This window comes from Burkholderia sp. Cy-637 (assembly GCF_011753175.1).
GTDB classification, from domain to species: domain Bacteria; phylum Pseudomonadota; class Gammaproteobacteria; order Burkholderiales; family Burkholderiaceae; genus Burkholderia; species Burkholderia gladioli.
The window spans coordinates 1-9,160 of record NZ_VWWC01000230.1 but is presented as its reverse complement, the minus strand read 5'-3'; the positions used below and the strand labels follow the sequence as shown (position 1 = coordinate 9,160).

Annotated in this window: 10 protein-coding genes and 1 other RNA gene; 3 read left to right on the top strand and 8 right to left on the bottom strand. The window is 67.9% G+C overall.

All coding sequences use genetic code 11. The features are described from left to right. Positions 1-257: 257 nt before the first annotated feature. Positions 258-1,361 (top strand): ParB/Srx family N-terminal domain-containing protein, encoded by a 1,104-nt coding sequence (locus tag F3J10_RS32625; RefSeq protein WP_167234101.1) that lies wholly within the window; start codon positions 258-260, stop codon positions 1,359-1,361. Between the two features lie 63 nt (positions 1,362-1,424). On the opposite strand, the gene F3J10_RS32620 is transcribed toward F3J10_RS32625, so the two are convergent. The 3 genes from F3J10_RS32620 to tyrS are packed head-to-tail and all read right to left on the bottom strand — an operon-like array spanning position 1,425 to position 3,825. Next, entirely contained in the window at positions 1,425-2,084 is a 660-nt protein-coding gene (locus F3J10_RS32620) for a histidine phosphatase family protein (protein WP_167243815.1), read from the bottom strand. A gap of 41 nt (positions 2,085-2,125) precedes the next feature. After that, on the bottom strand, positions 2,126-2,587 hold the full coding sequence (gene dtd / locus F3J10_RS32615) for a D-aminoacyl-tRNA deacylase (RefSeq protein ID WP_025096771.1): 462 nt from the start codon (positions 2,585-2,587) through the stop codon (positions 2,126-2,128). Further along, positions 2,584-3,825 carry a tyrosine--tRNA ligase gene (gene tyrS, locus F3J10_RS32610; RefSeq protein WP_025096772.1) on the bottom strand — a complete coding sequence of 414 codons (1,242 nt, stop codon included), beginning with the start codon at positions 3,823-3,825 and terminating at the stop codon, positions 2,584-2,586. The genes dtd and tyrS overlap by 4 nt, the downstream gene beginning before the upstream one ends. Before the next feature lie 153 nt (positions 3,826-3,978). Here tyrS and F3J10_RS32605 point away from each other — a divergent pair, with 153 nt between their 5' ends. Further along, positions 3,979-5,148, top strand: coding sequence for an anhydro-N-acetylmuramic acid kinase (locus tag F3J10_RS32605; RefSeq protein WP_025096773.1), 1,170 nt, complete (start codon positions 3,979-3,981; stop codon positions 5,146-5,148). 118 nt (positions 5,149-5,266) lie between these two features. Here F3J10_RS32605 and erpA read toward each other — a convergent pair whose 3' ends face one another. The 3 genes from erpA to rplM form a co-directional block, all read right to left on the bottom strand. Then, complete coding sequence (gene erpA / locus F3J10_RS32600; protein ID WP_167243814.1) at positions 5,267-5,641, bottom strand: iron-sulfur cluster insertion protein ErpA; 375 nt, start codon at positions 5,639-5,641, stop codon at positions 5,267-5,269. A 201-nt stretch (positions 5,642-5,842) separates the two neighbouring features. Then, on the bottom strand, positions 5,843-6,235 hold the full coding sequence (gene rpsI, locus F3J10_RS32595; protein ID WP_013696656.1) for a 30S ribosomal protein S9: 393 nt from the start codon (positions 6,233-6,235) through the stop codon (positions 5,843-5,845). A 10-nt stretch (positions 6,236-6,245) separates the two neighbouring features. Beyond that, the gene (rplM, locus tag F3J10_RS32590) at positions 6,246-6,674 is read right to left on the bottom strand and encodes a 50S ribosomal protein L13 (protein WP_012734653.1); all 429 of its coding nucleotides are present in this window, start codon (positions 6,672-6,674) and stop codon (positions 6,246-6,248) included. A 630-nt stretch (positions 6,675-7,304) separates the two neighbouring features. Between rplM and F3J10_RS32585 the strand changes: the two genes are divergently transcribed. Further along, positions 7,305-7,769 carry an OsmC family protein gene (locus F3J10_RS32585; protein ID WP_172535096.1) on the top strand — a complete coding sequence of 155 codons (465 nt, stop codon included), beginning with the start codon at positions 7,305-7,307 and terminating at the stop codon, positions 7,767-7,769. Positions 7,770-7,857: 88 nt separating this feature from the next. Here the strand turns inward: F3J10_RS32585 and rnpB are convergent. Beyond that, positions 7,858-8,271: RNase P RNA component class A (gene rnpB / locus F3J10_RS32580), an RNA gene on the bottom strand. 155 nt (positions 8,272-8,426) lie between these two features. Beyond that, positions 8,427-9,160, bottom strand: a 734-nt coding sequence (locus F3J10_RS32575; RefSeq protein ID WP_167243813.1) for a DUF3025 domain-containing protein, incomplete at its 5' end; no start/stop codon positions are given.

The following is a 9,160-nucleotide window of genomic DNA, read 5'->3' as shown; positions in this document are numbered from 1 at the left end:
CAGGCGCCGCCCCGGCCGCGGCCCGCGGCGAGCCGCCCGGCCAGGCCGCGGATCCGCGCACCGAAACCGGCCCGCCCTCGCGTTAGATCCGCAAGGCCGGCAGGCTCGCGCGCCTCACGCCTTACCGCCTGCTGTCGACAGACTTGCGATCACGATCGACATCATTTCAAATTGCTGTCATATCGAACCGGCAAGCTGGCGCCTTTTCGCGCGCCGCCCGTGCCGCGCCGCCGTCACTCTCACCGACCGCCCACACCATGCCTGTCTCGCTCAGCCGTCTCGCCCTGGCCGCCTCGTTCTCGTCCCTGCTCGCGCTGGCCGCCTGCGGCGGCGACGGCACGGCAGCCACGCCCTCGCTCGCCGCCGCGCCGACGCCGTCCTCGTCGACCTCCACCACGCCGGCAACGCCCGCTCCCACGCCCGGCAAATGGCAATCGGCCAGCGCCGGCCAGATGCTCGACGTCGCGCTCGGCGAGCTGCACCCGACCCAGGCCGCGCTCGGCTACGACCAGATCTATTACAAGCTGGGCCGCTACGAACTCGACCCGACCAAGAAGTTCGACGACTTCTGCGCCGACGAAGGCCTCGGCGGCCTGGTCTCGGGCAGCTCGGGCGCAGGCTCCAAGTTGAGCGACGCGAGCAGCTACGCCTGCAGCACCAGCGACGCGAGCAAGCGCGACACCAGCGTGCTGAACCCGGTGGTGATCGGCCCGAACGGCGACACGCTCTACCTGACCGACGGCCACCACGGCCTGTCGACCTATTACGAGGTGCCAGACGGCGGCGCGGCGCTGCATGTGCACGTGATCGTCAAGGACAACCTGAGCGGCTACAGCGGCAGCGCATTCTGGGCCGAGATGCAAAGCCGCGGCTACACGCGCCTGAAGGACGCCAGGGGCGCGGCGATCACGCCGGCGCAGTTGCCCACCGGCCTGGGCCTCAAGCTCGGCATGCAAGACGACGTCTATCGCTCGCTGGTCTATTTCACGCGCGACATCGGCTACAGCAAGCCGACGCCCTCCACCGACTTCCTCGAGTTCTACTGGGCCGACTGGCTGCGCGCGAACTTCCCGCTGTCGGGCTACACGCTGGGCAAGCTCGGCGCGACCGACCCGGATCCGGCCACGGCCGACACGGGCTACCTGAACGCGACCTGGAACGCCTCGCTGAAGATGGTGGCCACCACCGATCCGGTGATCGACGGCAAGAGCGGCGCCGATCTCGGCCGCCTCGCGCAGATCAACGCGGGCAAGAAGTACGGCAAGGGCACCTTCGGCGACCTGATCGCGCCGATCACGGCCTCCAAGCCCGGCAAGCTCGCCTACGCGCTCGACTACAAGACGCGTCACGGCATCCAGTAAGAACCGCGCGCCAAATGCAAACGGCCCCGCCTGAGCGGGGCCGTTTGCATTCGTGGACGCGCTTCAGAGCACCTTGCGGTAGCCGTCGTCGTCGCTCTCGCCGCCGAGATGGTCGACATCGGCCCAGCGCAGGATACGCGGCGCGTCACCGTCGAATTCGACCAGGTTGATGCTGGTGTTGAGCAGCGCGTACTGGCGCGGCGCCTCCAGCGGCAGCGAGGCCGCGCGGCGATAGACGCAGTCGAGCACGCCGCCGTGCGTGACGATCGCGATCCGCCCGCCCGGATGCGCGGCCACGATCGGCGCGATCGCGGCCAGCACGCGGTGATAGAAAGCGCGATGCGATTCGCCGCCCGCCGGCTCGAAACCCGGGTCGCGCGTCTGCCAGTGCGCGTAGGCATCGGGAAACAGCTCGGCGATCTCGCCGCTGTCGTGGCCCTGGAAGGCACCGTAGTTGCGCTCGCGCAGCCCTTCGTCCAGGGCCACCGGCAGACCCAGCGCGTCGGCGCTCGGCTGCGCGGTCTGGCGCGCGCGCTGCAGGTCGCTCGAATAGATCGCGTCGAGCCGCGCGCCCTCGCCGGCCTCGCGCGCGAACCGCTCGGCCAGGCGCGCCGCCTGCTCGACGCCGGTCTCGGCGAGCGGGATGTCGATATGCCCCTGGATGCGCTTGATGCGGTTCCACGGCGTCTCGCCGTGACGGATGAAGAGGATTTGCGTGGTCATCGATGTCGCGAAGCGTGAAACGGGCCGTCGCTGCGCCGTCCTCAGGACGGGCGCACCTGCAGCCAGAAGGTGACGGGGCCGTCGTTGACGAGCGAGACCTGCATGTCGGCGCCGAACTCGCCGGTCTCGACGATCGGGTGACGCGCGCGTGCGGCCTCGACGAAGTACGAGAACAGCCGCGCGCCTTCCTCGGGCGGCGCGGCCGGGGTGAAGCTGGGCCGCATCCCGCTGTTGGTATCGGCCGCCAGCGTGAACTGCGAGACCAGCAGCAGGCCGCCCGCCCGGCCCGCGCCGTCGAGGTTGCTGACCGGCAGGTTCATCTTGCCGGCCGCGTCGCTGAACACGCGATAACCGAGCAGCTTGGTCAGCAGCTTGTCGGCCGCGGCCTCGTGATCGCCGCGCTCGGCGCAGACCAGCGCGAGCAGGCCCGCGCCGATCTCGCCCGTGACGCGCTCGCCGACGCGCACCTCGGCGCGCCGCACGCGCTGGATCAGCGCGATCATGCGCCGAGCGTGACGCGTGCGAAGCGGCGCTTGCCGACCTGCACCACGTACTCGCCGGCCTCGACCTTGAGGCCCTTGTCGGACACCGTGGCGCCGTCGATCTTCACGCCGCCCTGCTCGATGTTGCGCAGCGCCTCGCTGGTCGAGGGCACCAGCCCCGCCTGCTTGAGCAACTGGCCGATCGCGAGCGGCGCGCCGCCCAGCGTGACGGCCGGGATATCGTCGGGCACGCCGCCCTTGGCGCGGTGGTTGAAGTCCTCCAGCGCGCGCTCGGCGTCGGCCTGCGAGTGGAAGCGCGCGACGATCTCCTGCGCCAGCAGCACCTTGAAGTCGCGCGGGTTGCGGCCCGCCTCGATCTCGGCCTTGAACCCGGCGATCTCGGCCATCGGGCGGAACGACAGCAGTTCGAAGTAACGCCACATCAGCACGTCCGAGATGCTCATCAGCTTGCCGAACATGTCGGTGGGCTTCTCGCTGATGCCGACGTAGTTGGCCTTGGACTTCGACATCTTCTCCACGCCGTCCAGGCCCTCGAGCAGCGGCATGGTCAGGATGCACTGCGGCTCCTGGCCATACTGCTTCTGCAGCTCGCGGCCCACCAGCAGGTTGAACTTCTGGTCGGTGCCGCCGAGCTCGAGGTCGGCGTTGAGCGCCACCGAGTCGTAGCCCTGCATCAGCGGGTAGAGGAATTCGTGGATCGAGATCGGCACGCCGCCCTGGAAGCGCTTGGTGAAATCCTCGCGCTCGAGGATGCGCGCCACCGTGTAGCGCGAGGCCAGCTTGATCATGCCGTCGGCGCCGAGCGGCATCGACCATTCGCTGTTGTAGCGGATCTCGGTCTTCTCGCGGTCGAGCACCAGCGCGGCCTGCTCGAAGTAGGTCTTGGCATTGGCCTCGATCTGCTCGCGCGTGAGCGGCGGGCGCGTGGCGTTGCGGCCCGAGGGATCGCCGATCAGGGAGGTGAAGTCGCCGATCAGGAAGATCACCGTGTGGCCGAGGTCCTGCAACTGGCGCATCTTGTTGAGCACCACGGTGTGGCCGATGTGGATGTCGGGCGCGGTCGGATCCAGGCCCAGCTTGATCCGCAGCGGCGTGCCGCTGGCCTCGCTGCGCGCCAGCTTCTGCGCGAACTCGTCCTCGATCAGCAGCTCGTCGACGCCGCGTTTCGTGATCGCGAGCGCTTCGCGCACGCCGTCGGTGATCGGCAATGCCGGCTTCGTTTGGGAATCTTGGCTCATCGGGGGCGGGAACGAGGTTAGTCGGGAAAACCGGGATTTTCCCATAACTCGCGCGCGGACCGGTATCGCTTAACGGCGCGCTCGCTTGCGCGGATAATCGGGACACCCGCGGCCGGGCATGTCGCCCGCGCGCATCACGACAGGAGCGAAACCGTGGCGCCCAATCCAGCCAAGCGCACCCAGCCGGGCCATCCCGCCGATGGCGTCTATTTCGGGCTGATGTCCGGCACCAGCATGGACGGCTGCGACGGCATCGCCGTGCGCTTCGCGGCCGGCGAACCGCCGGCGGTGCTGGCCGAAGCCTTCGTGGGCTTCGCCGATTCGCTGCGCGAGGCGCTGTTCGCGCTGCAGCAGCCCGGCAGCGACGAGATCGAGCGCGAATCGCTGGCCGCCAATGCGCTGGCCGCGCGCTACGCGGTCTGCTGCCACGAGCTGCAGCGCGCCGCCAACCTGGGCCCCGCCGACGTGCGCGCGATCGGCGTGCACGGCCAGACCGTGCGGCACCGGCCCGAGCGCGGCTACACGCGCCAGACCAACAACCCGGCCCTGCTCGCCGAACTCACGCATATCGACGTGATCGCCGATTTCCGCAGCCGCGACATCGCCGCCGGCGGCCAGGGCGCGCCGCTCGCGCCGGCCTTCCACGCCACGCTGTTCGGCTCGCCCGAGCAGACGCGCGTGGTCTGCAATCTCGGCGGGATCAGCAACATCACGCTGCTGCCGGCCGAGGGCGCACATGGCGGCGCCGGCGTGCGCGGCTTCGATTGCGGGCCCGCCAATGCCCTGCTCGACGCCTGGGCGCTGCGCCATCTCGGCAAGCCCTACGACGAGGGCGGCCGCTTCGCCGCGCGCGGCAGGACCGATACGGCCCTGCTCGCCGCGCTGCTCGCCGAGCCCTATTTCGACCTGCCGCCGCCCAAGAGCACAGGGCGCGACCTGTTCAACCCCGATTGGCTCGAGACGCGCCTGCAGGCCTTCGCCCAGGTCGCCCCCGAGGACGTGCAGGCCACCCTGACCACGCTCACGGCCGTCACGGTGGCGCGCGAGATCGCGCGGCATGCGCCCGATTGCCGGGCCGTCTATGTATGCGGGGGAGGCGCGCGCAACCCGGTGCTGATGAGCGCGCTCGGCGATGCGCTGGCCGCCGCCGGGCTGAGCGCCTCGCTCGACACCACGGCGGCGCTCGGCGTGCCGCCGCAGCAGGTCGAGGCGATCGCCTTCGCCTGGCTGGCCTACCGCTTCACGGCGCGCCTGGCCGGCAACATCCCCGGCGTGACGGGCGCCGCCGGCGAACGCGTGCTCGGCGCGCTCTATCCGCGCTGAAGTCCGCCGAGCCGTTCCTGTACGGCGCGGAAACGACAAAAACCCCACGCACGGCGTGGGGTTTTGCATGCACGGGCCGCCGCGACGGCGCCCGCGCGAACCGCTCAGTCGAGCCGGCTCAGACCGAGAACGACGAACCGCAACCGCAGGTGGTGGTCGCGTTCGGGTTCTTGATCACGAACTGCGCGCCGTTCAGGTCGTCCTTGTAGTCGATCTCGGCGCCGACCAGGTACTGGTAGCTCATCGAGTCGATCAGCAGCTGGACGCCGCTCTTGACCATCACGGTGTCGTCCTCGTTGACTTCCTCGTCGAAGGTGAAGCCGTACTGGAAGCCGGAGCAGCCGCCGCCCTGCACGAACACGCGCAGTTTCAGCTCGGGATTGCCCTCTTCGTCGATCAGTTGCTTGACCTTGTCGGCTGCCGCGTCGGTGAAGACGAAGGGCAGTGGCATTTCGGTGGCGGTGGTAACCGCGGATTCGGTGACAGCGTTCATTGCGAACTCTCCAGAAAACTCTAGCCGCTATTGTAGGGCGGTTCCGAAGATCGTGCCGAAGTGCGCGAAATCAAGCGGTTCGCGCCCTCATTCGCGCGCCGCGGGCACGCTCCTCGACCGGTTCCGGCCATAAAAAAACCGCCAGTCGATGACTGGCGGTTTTCGTCGGCGCATCGCCCTGGGGCAATCTGCCGGAAGCGCTTAACGCTTCGAGAACTGCTTGGCGCGACGTGCCTTGCGCAGACCCATCTTCTTACGCTCGACTTCACGCGCATCGCGCGTCACGAAGCCGGCCGTCGACAGTTGCGGCTTGAGCGTCGCGTCGTAGTCGATCAGCGCGCGGGTGATGCCGTGGCGCACTGCACCGGCTTGACCCGTCTCACCGCCGCCCGTGACGTTGACCTTGATGTCGAACGTCTGGCCGTGGTTCGTCAGCTCGAGCGGCTGGCGCACGATCATCAGCGAGGTTTCACGCGAGAAGTAGTCAGCGATGGGCTTGCCGTTGACGATGATGTCGCCCTTGCCAGCCTTGATGAAGACACGAGCGACTGCGCTCTTGCGGCGGCCCGTACCGTAGTTCCAGTTACCGATCATGTGGGTCCCCTTAGATCTCGAGCGCCTTCGGCTGTTGTGCCGAATGCGGATGCGTCGCTTCTGCGTAGACCTTCAGCTTCTTGATCATCGCGTAGCCGAGCGGGCCCTTCGGCAGCATGCCCTTGACCGCCTTCTCGAGCGCACGGCCCGGGAAGCGTTCCTGCATCTTGCCGAACGTCGTTTCATAGATGCCGCCCGGGTAGCCCGAGTGACGGTAGTACTTCTTGTCGAGAACCTTGTTGCCCGTGACCTTCAACTTGCTCGCGTTGATGACGATGATGAAATCACCGGTGTCGACGTGCGGGGTGAACTCAGGCTTGTGCTTGCCGCGCAGACGGCGTGCCACTTCGCTGGCGACACGGCCGAGAACCTTATCCGTCGCGTCAATCACGTACCATTCGCGCGTCACCTCATGGGCTTTTGCGGAAAACGTCTTCATGATCGATCCAAAAATAATGACTGCTGCCCTTGTTTTTTCCTGCTTGGATTGGTTGCGCTCTGGGCGCTGTGCAGGCTCTCCCTGGTCTTCTCCGCGGGCATGAATGCGGAAAACCCTGAATTATAAAGGAAATCTGCGGGAGCGGTCAAAGAAATCGAGGTCTCGCGCGGGAACCGGCTCGAGACGCCTCGATGAGGCCAGATCGGCGCGTATCGAGCCCCGTTTCTCGCGGTTCGAACCAGCGCCCGGGGACGGGTCGAAAGCCGCCCTCGCCGGCACGTCCGGCGGCGGACGGACGAAAAAAAGCCCGAACCATCGTTCGGGCTTAATCCACCTTTGGAGGAGGGTGGAGGAGACATGCAGGGATTGCCGCAGCGCGACAATCGATGAGGAAAATTATAGGAACCTGGGCAGCGCAATACAAGCAAATCTATATAGTGAAAACGCCAACCATAATATGAAATTTTCATATCGATCGTTGCCGTTTCCGCAATCCCCATTGAAATCAGCGTCTTAGCCATTATCTCCGGGACCGGGGCGCGCCGCCGCCTGGAGGGAAACCTCGGGCGATGCGACGAGACCGCCGCCGTTCCCGCAGCGCATCAGCCGAGCCTGGTGACGCGGGCTACAATGCCGGTTCGCAATCGAATCGGCAAACGCTGGAGCACACGCATGGAATGCAAAGTTAGCTGGATGGGCCAGGATGGCATGGCGTTCGTCGCCGAGACGGGCAGCGGCCATCTGGTGACGATGGACGGCGCCCCCGAGGGCGGCGGCCACAACCTCGCCGCGCGTCCGATGGAAATGGTGCTGCTCGGCACCGGCGGCTGCACCGCCTACGACGTCGTGCTGATCCTCAAGAAGAGCCGCCAGGAAGTGACGGGCTGCTCGGTGTCGCTGAAGGCCGAGCGCGCCAGCGAGGATCCCAAGGTGTTCACCAAAATCCACTTCCACTTCACCGTGAAGGGCCGCAACCTGAACCCGACCACGGTCGAGCGCGCCATCAACCTGTCGCACGACAAGTACTGCTCGGCCTCGATCATGATCGCCAAGACGGCCGAGCTGACGCATTCGTTCGACATCGTCGCCGACTGAGGCCGGCCGGCGCGCCCGCGCGCCGAAAGCCCACGCGCCAAAGCAAAAGGCCGGCGCCCTTCCGGGGCGCCGGCCTTCTTCAATCCAGCGGCAAAGCGAGCCGATAAGCCGGATTCTGTGCACCTCGCGCGTCCAGGACGCGCAAGGCGTGGCAGTCATTCCTCTAGGCGCGCCATTGCTGACGCGCTCAAGCTTCCTACCCGCAGGCGAAACGGGGGCACCGTCCTGCATCGCGAGGATGCGCGCCTGCCTACTTGGAATTGCTCCGGGTGGAGGTTACCGTGCCGGCATACGTCGCCGCAGCCGCGGTGCGCTCTTACCGCACCGTTTCACCCTTACCTGATCCCGGCTTGCGCCGGGCCATCGGCGGTCTGTTCTCTGTTGCCCTGTTCCGCGTGTCACCACGGATGGCCGTTAGCCATCACCCTGCCCTGGCGGAGTCCGGACTTTCCTCGCCCCGCGCGGCCGAAACCGCGCAGGCCGCGACTGCCTGGCCCACTTTGCGAGGCGGATTCTAGCATCGACAGGGTCGCGCCGCGAGCCGGGAGCGGCGGACGTGGCCGTTTCGCGTCGGGAAGTCGCCGTGATTGCAGCCTGATCGATCGGGGTCGAATCGCCCGGCAATCCCGCCGCGGCCGGCCGGGCCGGACGCCACGCTCAGGCCGGCTGGCGCCGCCCGGGGCGGAATACCTGCGCGTCCTCGTAGAAGCCCGGATCCTGGTTTGCCGGCCACCAACCCGGCACGCCGAGCACCGGCAGCGGCGCGAAACCGCGACTCGAGGGCAGGCGCGCATCGAAACCGGCGGCGACATGGGCATCGAGCCAGCCGCGCCGCGCGCCCTCGTCCCAATCGAAATAGGCGGGCGGTGCCGCGACGATCCAGGCATGCGCGGTACAGGCCTTGTAGGGCTGCACCAGCTTTTCGAGCAGCGCGTGGCCGACCAGCCGCAATTCGCAGGCCCGGCCCCAGGCCGCGCGCGCCTCGACGAACAGCGCCTGCCAGCCGAAGCACCGCAGCGCCTCGCCGAGCGCGGGATCGGCGCACACGAACAGCGCGCCGTTCTCGTCGAGGAGGGTCAGCGCGTCGCGCAGCCCACCACGCGCGCCGCCCACGCCGAGCGTGTCGATCGCCGCGGCCTGCCGCGCGTTGATGGCGGCCTTGAAGCGCGGGTAGGCGAACCAGACCAGCGCATTGAAGAAATCGTGGAGGTTATGACGGGTGGGCACGCCGCCGGTGGCGGCGATCTGCGTCTCGTAGGCGACGCCGGGCGGCAGCTCGGACTGCGCGATGAAGCGCAGCGGCCGGCCGCGCCCGGTCGCGATGCCGGCCACGGCCGCATCCTCGCCCAGCGCCGCCAGCCAGTCGGCCTCGCCGGCCAGCGCCGCGGCCT